At 50.8% G+C, this 14,501-nt stretch carries 10 protein-coding genes; 8 read left to right on the top strand and 2 right to left on the bottom strand.

All coding sequences use genetic code 11. From position 1 onward, the window contains the following. The first annotated feature begins 148 nt into the window (after positions 1–148). A complete protein-coding gene (locus C1717_RS08620) occupies positions 149–3,532 on the top strand; it encodes a DEAD/DEAH box helicase family protein (protein ID WP_144277182.1) in 3,384 nt (1,127 codons plus the stop codon). A 455-nt stretch (positions 3,533–3,987) separates the two neighbouring features. On the opposite strand, the gene C1717_RS08615 is transcribed toward C1717_RS08620, so the two are convergent. Next, a complete protein-coding gene (locus tag C1717_RS08615; RefSeq protein WP_102372779.1) occupies positions 3,988–4,980 on the bottom strand; it encodes an IS30 family transposase in 993 nt (330 codons plus the stop codon). A gap of 313 nt (positions 4,981–5,293) precedes the next feature. Between C1717_RS08615 and C1717_RS08605 the strand changes: the two genes are divergently transcribed. The 7 genes from C1717_RS08605 (at position 5,294) to xerA (ending at position 13,319) form a co-directional block, all read left to right on the top strand. Continuing rightward, positions 5,294–6,640, top strand: coding sequence for an AAA family ATPase (locus C1717_RS08605; protein WP_204224173.1), 1,347 nt, complete (start codon positions 5,294–5,296; stop codon positions 6,638–6,640). A gap of 1 nt (position 6,641) precedes the next feature. Next, positions 6,642–8,066, top strand: a complete 1,425-nt coding sequence (locus C1717_RS08600) for a vWA domain-containing protein (RefSeq protein ID WP_077071195.1) — start codon at positions 6,642–6,644, stop codon at positions 8,064–8,066. Beyond that, positions 8,063–8,710 carry an HNH endonuclease gene (locus tag C1717_RS10720; RefSeq protein WP_077071196.1) on the top strand — a complete coding sequence of 216 codons (648 nt, stop codon included), beginning with the start codon at positions 8,063–8,065 and terminating at the stop codon, positions 8,708–8,710. The genes C1717_RS08600 and C1717_RS10720 overlap by 4 nt, the downstream gene beginning before the upstream one ends. A 33-nt stretch (positions 8,711–8,743) precedes the next feature. Beyond that, positions 8,744–10,201 (top strand): type I restriction-modification system subunit M, encoded by a 1,458-nt coding sequence (locus C1717_RS08590; protein ID WP_102372777.1) that lies wholly within the window; start codon positions 8,744–8,746, stop codon positions 10,199–10,201. Beyond that, a complete protein-coding gene (locus tag C1717_RS08585) occupies positions 10,201–10,698 on the top strand; it encodes a hypothetical protein (protein ID WP_102372776.1) in 498 nt (165 codons plus the stop codon). The genes C1717_RS08590 and C1717_RS08585 overlap by 1 nt, the downstream gene beginning before the upstream one ends. A gap of 23 nt (positions 10,699–10,721) precedes the next feature. Continuing rightward, positions 10,722–11,846, top strand: coding sequence for a restriction endonuclease subunit S (locus C1717_RS08580; RefSeq protein ID WP_102372775.1), 1,125 nt, complete (start codon positions 10,722–10,724; stop codon positions 11,844–11,846). A 474-nt stretch (positions 11,847–12,320) separates the two neighbouring features. Then, positions 12,321–13,319: a site-specific tyrosine recombinase/integron integrase gene (xerA, locus tag C1717_RS08575; RefSeq protein ID WP_102372774.1), complete on the top strand. Its 999-nt coding sequence runs from the start codon at positions 12,321–12,323 to the stop codon at positions 13,317–13,319. A gap of 88 nt (positions 13,320–13,407) precedes the next feature. On the opposite strand, the gene C1717_RS08570 is transcribed toward xerA, so the two are convergent. Then, positions 13,408–14,145, bottom strand: coding sequence for a restriction endonuclease subunit S (locus C1717_RS08570; protein WP_146003685.1), 738 nt, complete (start codon positions 14,143–14,145; stop codon positions 13,408–13,410). Between the last annotated feature and the right edge of the window lie 356 nt (positions 14,146–14,501).

Genomic DNA, 14,501 nt, shown 5'->3' with positions numbered 1-14,501 from the left:
CGACCCCGTTGACTCTTCACGGCATGGCAGGCAGAGGCCAGTCGAGAACGTGCGGGAAGCTACTACGAAAAGCCCCATCGAACTGCATCGGAATACAGCGGCGATTGCCATATAATTTGAAAACTGACTCTTTGTCGATGGGGTAGCCATGAATTTCGATTTTCTTAGAGAAACACCCGAGCTCGAAGCGTTATTCGAACGTTGCAATAAGGCAGAGCAACTTGCTATTTCATTCCCAGACATGAGCTGCGCATCAGCCCGAACTGCACTTGAATACATCGTGGCTCTTGTTTATCAATCCGTGATTCACCAAGATGCTTCGTCCCAGACGCTTTTTGAAAGAGTGACCGACCCCACTTTCGTTGAATATATCAACGATGAGACGATAATATCCGCGATTCACACGGTTAGAATTAACGGCAACTGTGGAGCACACGGAAATACGGTAACTCCGGCGGTTGCTTGCAAGACGCTCGAGCAGCTCCAATATATTATTGGCGAAATATGCATGAATTTAGGGGTTATCAAGGATTACCCTGTATTTGTTTCTCCGTTGAAAAAGGTTACGGAAGTATCGAATAAGCCAAACGGCAAGTTAGATTCCTCTGACGTTAAAGAACCAGCTTCTTGCACCTCTGCGCCCGAAACCGCTGCGCCGACAAAGCCGGAGCCACCGCTCACTCTAACCGAGGAGGTCGTTTCTCACTTCGCTCCAACTTTACGTCGAGCTAAGTTCAATGTTTTCCGCCGGAGAAACGAAGAAGAGAACAGACGTCTATTCGTAGAAGCCTCCCTTCGCGAAGCACACTGGCTCATTGCTAACTCGAGCAATCAGGCTTATCCTTCGACCGCTTCAATCGATATAACGTTGGACGATGGTTCAACGATTGACTATGTTCTCTATGGCAAAGACGGCCGCCCCCTCGCCGTCATTGACTTTACGCATTCCGGTAGCAGTCCAATCGAGGGGCGTGTTGCAGCACGGCATGCTGCTGAGGTGCTTAAACAACATTACGGGTATATCCCAACCGCATACTACGTTTTCGGTTACCACATTTTCTGTCTTGACTGTTTGGGCTTCCCCGCTCGTCGCGTCTTCGGTTTCCACTCGCTCGGCGAACTCGAACTGCTCAAGCAACGCGCTGTGTCTCGTAAGAGCATCACGCAACCCAGTATCAATGATGAAATAACCAATCGTGAGTATCAGAAAAAAGCGATATCGGCAATCTGCCAAGCATTCTCGAATAATCGTCGTCGCAGCCTTGTAGTCATGGCCACGGGAACCGGCAAAACGCGTGTCGCAATTTCAGCGGTCGATGTTTTGATGCAGGCCGGGTGGATAAAAAACGTACTATTTCTTGCCGATCGCACGAGCCTCGTTCGGCAGGCTCATAAGAACTTTAATAAGCTGCTTCCCAATATCACCACATCCATATTCACTGGAACTAGCGACAGTAGGGATAAGAACGCCCGCATTATTTTTGCTACATACCAAACTATGATTCGCCTTGTTGACGGGGATACAAGAGAATTCGGAATTGGACGATTCGATTTGATTATCGTCGACGAGGCACATCGATCGCTCTTCTCGAAGTATGGAAAGTTGTTCCATTACTTCGATGCGCTCATGATCGGTCTCACAGCAACCCCTCGTAGTGATCAGGACAAGAGCACCTATGACGTGTTTTTTCTTCCAAGCGGCGAACCCGATTTTGCATATGAGCTCGAAGAGGCGATTCAGGATAAGTATCTCGTCGGCTTTGAAGTCTGCGATCGAACAACCGAGGCTCTTCGTCGAGGTATTAGTTATGATGATCTTTCCGAAGAAGAGAAGGCGGCTATTGAAGAGGAATTCGGAGAAGACCTCGATACTGCCTTAACGGTGTCCGACGAGACAAATGACATCGTTATCAAACCGGGTAGTACCATCATAAACGTGCGCACCATTGACCTCATGCTTGCAGATCTTATGCAAGAAGGGCTTAAGATCAATGCGAATGACACTTTGGGCAAAACTATTATTTTTGCCAAGAATCACAAAGAAGCCGAGGTCATTACGAAGCGCTTTCAGGCACTCTATCCCAGTCTTGGTGCAGATTTCTGTAAGCTCATCGATAGCCAGGTTGAAGATGCTTTGCGACTTGTCGACGTCTTTGGCGAGCGAGACAAGATGCCACAAATCGCCGTAAGCGTTGATATGCTCGACACAGGCATAGATGTCCCCGACATTCTTAACCTCGTCTTTTTCAAAACGGTACGCTCTAAAATCAAATTCTTACAAATGGTTGGTCGGGGCACGCGATTGTCAGAGGGCATCTTCGGTCCAGAGGGCGATAAACAAGGTTTCCTTGCTTTCGATTATTTTGACAACTTCCGTTATTTTGGAACGCGCGGTACATGGTCTACCGTCATGGGAAGTGGCAATGTTGCTAAGCCCTCGTCGCAGAGCTTCCTCCGAGATAAACTTATGCTCGAGATGCTCGTGCAGCTACAGGGAAAGAAAGCCCCTACCGAATTCGAAGCAAAGTATCGCGATGCTCTCCTGCAGTATTTTGAGGCTGGAGTTAGCTCGCTCAATAACGACGCTATCGAAGTCGACCGTAATATCGCCTTTGTCAATAAATATCGGACTGAAGGAGCTTGGAATCACCTAAACGAGCATCGCGTTGCGGAAATCGAGGATCGTATCCTACCGCTTTTCTCCCATAACACAGAACCTGCCAAGGTCAAAAGTTTCGATATCCTCATGCTTACGGTAGAAGTGAAATGCGATGAATATCTCGAAAGCGGCAAAGACCCTCGAGCCATCAAGCATGGCTTCAAGCGTGCTGGTGATGATTTTACCCATCGCATGGAGGCGCTGCTCAAACTGAAAAGCATTCCCGCCATCCAGAAAAAGGAAAAGCTCCTCATTGATATGATGGACGGCTCGTATCTCTTCGATTGCTACTCTCTTGAACGCGCGGAGTACGTTAGGAACGAGCTCCGTGATTTGATGCAGTACATTCCGGATCGGCGGGAGTACTACGTGGTTGATCTTCCGGATACTCTTATCAAGGGTGAAGACGTATATGGAATCCAAGGTAAGACATACGCTGATCGCTACGAAGAGTATTTGAGGGATGACGACAATACCGCTCTTTCTAAACTACGCTCACTCGAGCCTCTTACCGAGGATGAAAAGAAAGAGCTCAAAGATGCCTTCACGAAAAGGCTTGGCAGTGAAGCAGAATATGCCGCATGGTCCAATAGTGCACCTCTCTTCGCATTCTTAAGAAAAAAGACTGGTATATCCGATGAAGCCATTAAGACCAAGCTCGGACACATCCTTGATGCGCCGGAATTGGACGATGAACAGCGTGCATTTATGCAGCAAGTTGTGGACTATGCGTGCGCAAACGGAGACGTCGAAGCTAAAACGCTCTTGAATGATAGCCCCTTTATCAACTATGACCTCAATGCGCTCTTTGGAGATAGATTCCCCATGCTTAAAGAGTTGTTAGATGTACTTCATAAACCAGTAGTTGGCTGATGACCATGGACGTCAAAGATATTCTAGAAAAACAGGGCGTCCAACTCCTTGGTATCGATTTGGATGCGCTTGAAGAAGAGCTTCGCACAGGGGAATATGATTCCTCTTATGCTAGGGACTGTCTCGAGAAGATTTCTGATATTAGGGCGGCGCGCAAGGCGGCTCGTGAAATGTCGTCGAGGCCCTCATCAAGTACAGTCCTACATCACAATGCATCTTCTTCTTCTGGAAAGAACCAGTCGTTCTCAGGGCATTCTACAGAGAGTCTTCCCAAAACGCAGCGTTCGACGTTTGCACGCGGCCTTCTTGCGGTGAGAGATGGCGGCGGCTCCGTAAAATTACTCCGCGACCTCTTGGCTAGCTACCCTTACGCTAATGAAGTATTCATTGATGAGAATATTGATCTCTTTACGCAAGATGAACTTAAGACACTGCTTAAAATCAAGCTTAGTTTTTCACAGCAAGTGCAACGAGGCCGATCGGTAGACCTCGTACGGCGTCAGATACCCCAGGCGCTTGCGAGGCCTGCGGTTCAGCTCATCGTACACCCTCTCGACCTCCTCGTCGCTCACGGCGTCCAGGTCGCAGCCCTTTGGGAAGTACTGCCTCAGCAGCCCGTTGGTGTTCTCGTTGGTCCCGCGGTCCCACGGGTGGTGCGGCGGGCAGAAGTAGCACTCGGCCCCGACGGCCTCGGTGAACAGGGCGTGCTCGGCGAACTCCTTGCCCCGGTCCAGGGTGACGGTCTCCACGGCGTGGCCGCGCATCGACTCGACCATCGCCCCCCTCACGTCGCCCTTCCTCTTCGAGGGCGACTTGCGGCCGGCCAGGTAGCCGCTCATGCGGTCGACCATGGTGACGAGGCACGCGCCGCCGGCGCGCCCGGCGACCGTGTCGCCCTCCCAGTCGCCGACCCGCGAGCGGGCGCCCGCCTCGGCGGGCCGCTCGGAGAGCTCGTGCGACACCTTGATCTTCCCGCGCAGCTCGGAGCCGTCCCGGCGCTTCCGCCGCCTGCCGCCGCGCCTCAGCCTCGCCGACGCCCTTCGGCCGCCCACGCAGCGGTCGAGCGAGCCGGAGCCGATCGCGCGGTAGATCGTCGTGTCGCTGACGGCGAGGTCGGGGCGCTCGAGGCGGATGCGCCCCTCCAGCTGCTCGGGCGACCAGCGCCCCTCGAGCACGTGCTCCCTGACGAGCTCGAGCCTCTCGGGGTCGTCGAGCAGCCGCGGCCTGCGGCACGCCTCCCTGCGCGCCTCGTAGCGCCGCTGGGCGGTCGAGGCCCGGTACCAGGGGCGCGCGGTCGACGCGGCGCAGGAGTTGCGCGCGAGCTCCCTGGACACGGTGGACTTGTCCCTGTGGATCTCGCGGGCGATCTCGGAGACGCCCTTCCCCTGCCTGCGCAGGCACATGACGTCCTCGCGCTCCTCGATGGTAAGATGGCTGTACCGGCCCATGGCTGCCTCCTGATGATGTTGTCGTCGCAAGCACCATCGTATCAGGGCGCCATGGGCCGTCCCCATCGGGCGTTGTTGCACTTGGAATGAAAAACTAAGAGGCATTTAGCGAGGCATTCCTAGAAAAATACTTTACGACTCTTGACCATGAAACACTTGCCAAGAATCAGATATTCTCCGAGGAATTTTTTATTACGCATTTTGTTGACCTTGATGCAGAAACAGTTTTGCGAAAGGGAATTAACGAATGGTGTGATAGGGCGAAAAGGTCTACCAAGCTCGACGTGTTCCTTCGTATTAAAGGAGTTCGGTTTTGATTTCAATTAATACCGCAAAACGACTTGTTAAGAGGGCCTTGCTTGCCAACATTACTACAAATAAAAGTGACCTTGCCATCACGCCGCTTATTTCGGGTAAGCACGGCATTGGCAAATCCGCCATAGTAAAAAGCATTGCAAAAGAGTTAGGCGGCGTGTGTCTCACCATAGAGGGCGGCACACTTAAAGAAGGAGAGATAACGGGGCTTCCCTATCAATATGACACTGGCGATGGTCACGTTGCCTTCCGTTTCCTTCCTTATTATGTTGTCGAGCGCATCCAAGAGACCGAAAAAAGGCTCTTCGAACGGGTGCATCCGATGATCTCCTCGAACGACTCGAACACCTTGCTCGACGAAGCTCTTGCTGGTGACGTAAATCGATATGCCATGAACGACATTTCGTCCGAGGAAAAGATACGTCTTTTAACTTCAGGGGAAATCGTTCCCGTCATCGTCTTCATCGACGAAATCAACCGTACGGAAAATACCGTCTATAAAGAGCTGATGAACATTCTGCTTACGAGGACGGTTAACGGTTATCGCTTCCCCTGGTGGGTGTTTTTTGTAGGCGCCATGAATCCAAGCACGCAGAACAGTATTTACGCAACTAATGAAATGGATCCTGCACAGCTCGACCGTTTTCTCAAGCTTAAGGTGACAAGCAGCACTGGTGAATGGCTCCGTTATGGCAAACAGGAAGGCGTTTCCCCGTCTATTCTTCGTTTTATCAAAGAGCATCCTAAATGTTTGTCAGAAACATCTGCCGAACTTGAGGATGAAGAAAAACCAACCCCATCACCTCGCGGCTGGGACATGGTCGACACCATCCTCTCAAGCGAGCCCTTGCTCAGAGCCTTCTTTACAGATGCGGAGAACGCAGAGAGGACTGTTGCAAAGGATATGAAGACGCTTGTCGCATCGAAGCTCGGCCCAACCGTTGCCACCATGTACTTCGCAAGCCTTGTAGAAGAGGTTCCTGCTCTAACTGCGGAACAGATTCTTGGGCTCGATAAAAGACAGCTCGAAATTGCATCTACAGTTAAGGGGATGTCCGTAGCGAAGCGTGTTCAATCCTGCGATTCCGTCCTAACGTATCTCACAGATAATATTGAGTTTCTTATGCTCAACAAAGCGGGTTTTGAGAAGATCAAGTTACGGCTTTCCGCCTTCGTCGCATCACTTGACCCTTCAACAAAGCTGCTCTTTGCTCAAAAAATCGCTGCAACAACCACCTCTGATGGAAATAACCTAATTGAGTTCATCTTTGATATCTTTGAGCGGGATCTCATCGAAATGCTCGACCTCTCTGATGAGATAAGAGCGCAGATCGAGGCTAGTTAATATGGTGAACAGCGAAGGGATTGTCGATCTTCACCGTGAAATAAGCGAAGCCGTTCTAAAGTATGAAAAGAGCGCCGATCCGGCGCTTCTGAGTCACATTAACGATGGATTCAGTCGTTTTGCCCAGCTCGTCACGTTGTTCCTTGTTTCGGAACGGGATACCTACTACGGCTATTTCTTCATGGCTATGACATTTAGGCCAAATCCTAACATGGACGCCATTGCAGGTATTCTCCTCGACGCCTACCCGCCCATCTTTGAAGCGAATCCTCTTCGCCTATTCAAGCTTTCGCTCAAAGAGATACTGTATGTCTTCTGCCATGAAGTGGACCATGTTGTTTTTAACCATCCGGCAGAAATGGTTCGCTCTAACCCGGAAAAACAACCCGACCTATTTAAACTTTTCAACTACGCTGCCGACGCTTCTGTAAACGATCAGCTTAATTATGAGGCGGCTTGTGGAAAGAAGTTCCTTGCACCCCCCAAGGGAATCATCACGTCTCAGTTCATTTCTGCGCGATTCAACATCGCTCAAGTGGCTCCGCGTCAAGATTACCTCTACTACTTCAATCTCATCAAAGATGTGGCTCTTCCGGAGGAGATGGGGAATAGCAAGGAGCCTGGGTTTGAAGGCGGGCCTCTCGCTGGCGGCTCCTCGGTCGAATCGGGGGGCGACGAAGGGGCTGAATTTGAAGAAGGGCTGCTTATAGGCAACCATAGTTGGGAATCTTCGACCGGGGAGGACGAGGAGATAACCGGTACGCTTGACGAGATGCTTGAATCTGCCACTAAAGCATTTCTGAATAACGTAAACGAGCTCATGGGAGCCGAAGCGCGAGGCATGATGCCCGCCTACTATATAGAGCGACTTGAGCAAATTAATGCGCCGGCCAAGCTTAACTGGAAGCAACTTCTTAAAAAATATGTCGGCACCATCTCTGCAGAGAAGATTAAGACGAAAACGCGACTCAATCGCCGACAGCCGCTTCGTTTTGATTTATCCGGTACAAGGGAGAGCAAGACGCTTAAAATCGCCATCGCGATAGATACTTCCGCCTCGATGGATAGTGAACAACTTCGCCAGATCTTTGCTGAAGTTTTCGCCATCGTTGCTCAACGAAGATGTGAAATTACCGTTATCGAGTGCGACGCAGAAGTTCGAAATGTATACCGCATCACATCGCCCGATGATGCAAACTTAGAGGTATCAGGAAGGGGCGGCACCTGCTTCTCTCCAGTAATTCACTACATCAATGACCGTCGCTATTATAGAGATGCCTTACTTATTTACTTTACGGATGGGTATGGCGAGAAGAGTATTCCCCGACCGCGTACCTATCGCAATCTTTGGGTCATTTCTGGCGTAACGGTTCACTTATCTGTGGAACAGCCCTATGGTCTCGTACTCCCCTTGGAGGACGCATGACGATAGCTGACTCGCGAAACTATACCGAAAGAAAGCTGTACGCACGTGCGGCAAAAGATTGGTGCCACGTTCGCGCTGCGACCAACGACGCCGTCGAGTATGACGGATCTCAAGATCAAGGGGATAATCTGATTCGCTGCGCAGTTCATCCCTTGGGATGGCTGGATATTCAGATTGGCTTTGATAGTGTGCTTGCCAGCTGTGGAGAAGCATCTTCTACCATTGTAAGCTACAGCCTAGAACGCTTTGATCAGCTTACGTTTCAAGCACGACTCGATACGTTCCTTGCTAGCTTATTGAGTGGTAACTCTCGCAACGCCGCTCAGCCTGAGTTTAGGGAAGGATCGCGTTGTGAGGTCACGCTTGATCGCTATGAGCGAAGTGAGGCGGCGCGGAAGGCATGTATAGCGGCTCATGGAGCTACGTGCGCCATATGTGGCTTCGATTTTTCTCATACCTATGGGCCTACCTTTGCTGGAATCATCCAAGTTCATCATATTGTTCCTCTACATGTTACCGGCAAAGAACATGAGGTTGATCCGATGCACGACCTTATCCCGGTTTGCCCGAATTGCCATGTCGCGCTCCATTCAAAGCCAGATGGCACATATCTTCCTGACGAGCTTCGAGCTCTCATGCGATAATTGGAAAGCAGCGCAATTTCGAACGGAGCATCCATGATCACTGGTGAACTCAAAACAAAGGTCGACGGCATCTGGGACATTTTCTGGTCCAATGGCGTGAGTAACCCTCTCACGGTGATTGAGCAGCTCACCTACCTCATGTTCATCAAGATTCTCGATGATAACGAGACGCGCCGCGAGAGGAATGCGGAGCTCCTGGGCGAGTCCGTCACTGACCCCATCTTTGACGCCGATCACCAGAACTGTCGGTGGCACATCTTCCGCAACTACGAGCCCGACGCCATGTACGAGAACATGGTTCAGAACGTGTTCCCCTTCATCAAGGGCGTGCTTGGCTCAAGCAAGGACACCGCCTTTGCCAAGTACATGAAGGACGCCATTCTCGTGGTGAGCAATGCGCGTACACTCACCCGAATCGTGGACAAGCTCGAGGAGATCGACCTTTCCAACAAAGACATCATGGGCGACGTCTATGAGTACCTCCTCTCCAAGCTCGCCACCAGCGGGCAGAACGGTCAGTTTCGCACGCCGCGCCACATCATCAAGATGATGGTCGAGCTCATGCAACCCACCCCTGAGGATGCCATCTGCGATCCCGCGATGGGCAGTGCAGGCTTCATCTGCATGGCGGCCCAGTACATCAAGGACCACTACAAGACTGAGCTCATGCGTGCTGACGTCCAGCAGCGTTTCCAGACGACCATGTTCACCGGTCACGACACGGATTCCACCATGATGCGCATCGGTGCCATGAACATGATGTTGCACGGCGTCGAGGCTCCCAACATCTCCCAGCTCGACTCGCTCTCCGAGGACAACGAGGAGCGTGACGCCTATACCCTCATCATGGCAAACCCGCCATTCAAGGGCAGCCTCGACAAGGAGACCATCGCCAAGGACCTGCGCAATACGGTCTCGACAACCAAGACCGAGCTCCTGTTCCTGGCGCTCTTCCTCAAGAGCCTCAAGATCGGCGGTCGCTGCGCCTCCATCGTCCCCGACGGTGTTCTCTTTGGTTCCCAGAAGGCGCACAAGGCAATCAGGAAGGAGCTCATCGAGAACAACCGCCTCGTCGCGGTAATCTCTATGCCCTCCGGCGTGTTCAAGCCCTACGCTGGCGTGTCCACCGCCATCCTCATTTTCACCCGAACCGACAACGGCGGTACGGACGACGTCTGGTTCTACGACATGCAGGCAGACGGCTTCAGCTTGGACGACAAGCGAGAGCCCATCAAGGACAACGACATCCCCGATATCATCGAACGCTTCCACAACCTCGAGGCCGAGAAGGACCGCGCCCGCACCGAGAAGAGCTTCATGGTGCCCGTGCAGGAAATCATCGACAACGACTACGACCTCTCGATCAACAAGTACAAGGAGATTGTCTACGAGAAGGTCGAGTACCCGCCCACCAGCGAGCTGATTGCCGAGATTAAGGACCTCAACGAACAGATTGCCAAGGGCATCGCCGAACTGGAGGCGATGCTGTGATGGGTGCTCTCCACTCTTCCAAACAAGGACAGAAATTTATTTCTTTAGAACAGTTCTCGAAGCTCATCGGTAAAACAGAGAGCACCATCAAGCGGCGACGCACCGAAATACCTGGAGTTGAATACGTCAACGGGGTGTGGAAGGTTTTGGAGGGCACGAGATTCCCGTTCAAAATCAGAAGCTGCAGTATTACCGATGACGAGGACAGAAGGCGCGTTCTTCTTTCTGCTATATCAACGTATAGATACATCGATGCAAAGATGCTTGGCGTGTATCCGAAGACATTTGAAAACTACTTAGGAGATCTGCTGCAAGCCAATCTCATTCGAGAAAACGGTTCTCCCAATCGCTATGGAGCGAATTATTACGACTGCACTCCCGAGGGCAGCAAAATTGCAAAGTTGAACAAAGAAAGCGCACGGAGCAAATTAGCTAACTTGGTTTCTTCGTGTATCGGAACATTCTCTGGTGCAATCTATTCGGAAATATTTTGCTAAGTCGGGTGGGAAGCGTAAACGACATGACCTCATCAATAGTAAAGCTCGGTAACGTTGCTACATATTACAATGGATACGCTTTTAAACCTTCTGACCGAAGCCCGGAAGGGAGAAGGATAGTTCGCATACAGGATCTGACCGGATCTTCATATGAAACAAACTACTTTTCCGGCCAACTACCTGATAAATTCGCAATACAGCAAGGGGATGTTTTAATCTCTTGGTCGGCAAGCCTTGGTGTATACGTATGGAATGACGAGCCCGCATGGTTGAATCAGCATATTTTCAAGGTCGGATTTAACAAGCTCCAAGTCAATAAGAGTTTCTTTGTTCATCAGATTGATTATCTACTGAAGGCAAGTTCAGACCTTGCCCATGGCGCTACCATGCGTCACCTTACAAAAAACACCTTCGATTCTCTGCCATTTCGGTATCCCGACCAAACAGAACAATTGCATATAGCTAACGTTTTAGACAAAGTTGACCTGCTTCTCCACAGCTGTTCGAATGTGCTTGAGAAGCTGGATAGCTTAATCAAATCCCGGTTTATTGAGATGTTCGGGGATTACAACCTTGCTCCCCAAAAGAGGGAATGGGCATCGATCTCGTCCGTCGGAATAGTTGTTGGTGGAGCTACACCCAAGACAAAGGTGGACGCTTATTGGGGCGGCAACGCAGTCTGGATTACGCCTGCAGAGCTTAAGGACGGGAATGTTTTTGTCGACGACTCCGCACGCAAGCTGACCCCCGAGGGGATTAAGAGCGCTTCCCTCACCCTAATGCCACGGAACACCGTCATTCTTTCATCGCGCGCACCGATAGGCAAAGTTGCGATTGCTAACTGCGATCTGTACTGTAATCAAGGATTCAAGAACATTATTTGCGGAGACACCCTTGCCCCCAGGTATCTCTACGAGTTGCTACGGTTCAACTCCGACTTTCTTAACTCCCTTGGCAAGGGGGCGACTTTCAAGGAGATATCAAAGAAAACAGTTGAAGAAGTGCGTATCCCCATCCCGCCTATTTCAAGCCAGCAGGAGTACGAAATCTTTGTCTCTCAGGTCGACAAACTGAGGTTTGACGTACAACAGCAAATCGAAAGACTGGAAACTCTCAAGAAGTCTTTGATGCAGGAATACTTCGGCTAGCAGCAGCGTATAGCTTTGGCTATATGTGGCAGTAGTCGCAAAGCAACGTCTGCTCGCTTCTACGCGGAGCCATTTCTTCCGTGAAGAAGCGAGCAGACGTGGGGAGTGTGCGCTTTCGTACACTGGTATCGAAATATCAGCCCCTCAATAGAGGGGACCACATTCTTGGATATCAAGACTCCAGCATCAATCGAGTAGAAAGCTTGGTAAAGCGAGCGAAGTAGGGGCTGTATCTATCGATACCCATCGACTTGTTACGCGCACGATAGGACTCATCACAGACTGAACTGGAAACTAGCGCCAGCCCCGCGCGGAAATGAAAATCCAGGAGAGTAGTTTCTCCAAGATAATCACCTCCCTTCACTATGTGTCCCAGCGGAATGCTGAGACACCCTCATTATCTAGCCGATAAAAACAAGGCGCAAGAATCTCTTCTTGTGATAACGCACGGCCACATCGATGAAATGAGGAGCTATGGGGTATTCCAGTATTTCCGATGACATCACACAGGCATTGTTGCCTCACCTTAACAATGCTCAAATGAAACAACTCATATCTGTACTTGATAGAGTGTTCACAAACTACGATATTCGTCCAAGAGACACAGGGGCAGCTCTATCACTTGGACCAACAAACCCCGAGCTCATGGAGTCTTTTCTCTCCGCAAAGCGTCTCGAGGGATGCAGTGAAAACACACTCAGGTACTACAAGGCCGTCCTCTCCCGCATGATCAATACCACCAGCAAGCACGTAACCCATATGCGCACCGAGGACCTGCGTCAGTACCTCTCAGATTACGAGCTACACTCTCACTGCAGCAAGGCAAACATCGACAACATCCGTCGCATTCTCTCAAGCTTCTTCTCGTGGCTTGAAGATGAGGACTATATTCTCAAGAGCCCCATCCGCCGCATCAAGAAAATCCGCTCAACGAGAACCGTCAAGGACACCTATTCCGACGAGTCGCTTGAGAAGATGCGCGACGGAGCGAAGACGCTTAGAGACCTCGCCATCATCGATCTTCTTGCCTCCACTGGTATGCGTGTTGGCGAGCTGGTCAAGCTTGATGTAGCTGACGTAGATTTTGAGCGTCGTGAATGTGTTGTACTCGGCAAGGGCAACAAGGAGCGACCGGTCTACTTTGATGCACGAACGAAAATCCATCTTCGGAATTACATTGCATCCAGAACTGACAGCTCCCCCGCCTTATTCGTTTCGTTGTGTAAGCCATATCGCAGACTTCGCATCAGCGGAGTGGAGAGCAGGCTTAGAAAGCTAGGCAAGGAACTCGGAATGGACCGCGTGCATCCGCATAAATTTAGGCGCACCTTGGCGACGCGCGCCATCGACAAGGGAATGCCGATCGAGCAGGTCCAGAGATTGCTCGGTCACGCCAAGATCGACACCACGCTTACGTACGCAATGGTCGATCAGAGCAACGTACGATCATCACACAGAAGATATATCGCGTGACGCGAGCGCCTCAGCAGACCATCTCGTGGTTGACGAGCAGTTTTTGACGAGGGTTTCTTGTGCGCGACGTTCTAAGTGGAGTCTGCGGTCATGAATATGAGCGTGACGAACGGATTGTATCCGCCAGATAGGGCTTGGATTTCTCCAAGTCGGCGCACGAAAAGAATGAATCCGCGCTGTTGTTGAATTGACCTCTCTGGGAAAGGAGCTCGTCACAGGTCTTTTTCCCTGAACATCCCGTCGTTCTTAACTCGGGCTTTCTATTGGGTGGAGAGTGGGGAGGAAAAAGCAGGCTCAAATCGTCAAACCTCAGTTTGTCGACCTGAGAGACAAAGAGAGCAAACTCTCGCTGGAGGGTGAGTGTCGGGAAAGGAATCTTAAAACAGCCCACACTTTTCGCAGATAGATTTGGTTGTGAGCTGCCATTATCTGACATCCACATCTGACGAAGTACATCGTCAGACGTGAGTACATAGTACAGATAGGGTGTGAGCAATTGTTCCGGATTCGGCCTGATAATCAGAAGAGATGACGCGATGGCACCCGAGCTGAAGTCTGCTATGGCACTTTTTCCCAAGGATCCGCGCAGGCAGTACAGAACGTCCCCTTCACGGATTTTCCCGCTGCTCAACCTATTATAAGTTTCTTGCCCAATGTAGTTCATTCCATCGAAGCATACCCGTCCACCAGACAGATGCCCAGCATTAATGAACGGGATTCCGCTGGGAACAAACTCATCTCGAGAAGGATAATTTTTCCCTCGATCCCCATTGATCAAGATAGCTACTTTATCTAACTCTACCTTTTCAGCATTGCTCTCGAACATCTCAATAAACCGGGATTTGATGAGGTCATCGAGAAGGGAGACGGACAGGCTTGAGGAGCCGACCGGTTTACTAGCCTTCGCTAGCCTTTCCAAAGCGATTTGTTATTTGGCGACGAGGGGCGGAATCGTATCCAACTGATAAAAAGCTCGTCTGATATATAGCCGAACCCTGTTTGCCGACCAGAACAATCGCATGGCCTTGGACGATACTGCGAGAGAAAGGGGCGAAGAAAAAAGGTGCTGCGGTTGTCCAGATCGGTTGTCACTTCTCACGTGTTCTGCTGTTTGCTGTTTATCGTTGAGCGCGCTATATTGAAATATCTGGCACATCCGCCGATTATTTCTAGAAAAAATCA

The sequence above is a fragment of the Enorma phocaeensis genome (assembly GCF_900186505.1).
In the GTDB taxonomy this organism is placed as follows: domain Bacteria; phylum Actinomycetota; class Coriobacteriia; order Coriobacteriales; family Coriobacteriaceae; genus Enorma; species Enorma phocaeensis.
This window is presented reverse-complemented; position numbering and strand designations above follow the sequence as displayed.